1 protein-coding gene is annotated in these 241 nt (G+C 73.0%); it reads left to right on the top strand.

Annotated elements, in window-relative coordinates; translation table 11 throughout:
• On the top strand, window positions 1-240 hold a 240-nt coding region (locus HMPREF0072_RS11505; RefSeq protein WP_211204235.1), incomplete at its 5' end, for a hypothetical protein.
• Between the last annotated feature and the right edge of the window lies 1 nt (window position 241).

Here is a 241-nt window from a genome sequence, read left to right as displayed (position 1 = left end):
TCCCTGGCGCCGTGGCTGGAACCGCATCGCTCGCGGGACCTCGCCCAGCTCTGGCACCTCGAATCCGGCCGGGCGCTGCGCATCCGCTACGGCGAACTGGACCTGGAGGGCGGACTACAGCACTGGGCGGAGCTGCCCGACGGCCGGATCGTCGTCGGCGACCATGCCCGGCATGTCGACCTCGGCAGGTTCGAAAGCCTGCGCCAACGCCTGCTGCGGCGGCGCCTGGCGCCGGCCTGAG

Origin of the sequence: Anaerococcus lactolyticus ATCC 51172 (assembly GCF_000156575.1) — a bacterium.
In the GTDB taxonomy this organism is placed as follows: domain Bacteria; phylum Bacillota; class Clostridia; order Tissierellales; family Peptoniphilaceae; genus Anaerococcus; species Anaerococcus lactolyticus.
This window is presented reverse-complemented; position numbering and strand designations above follow the sequence as displayed.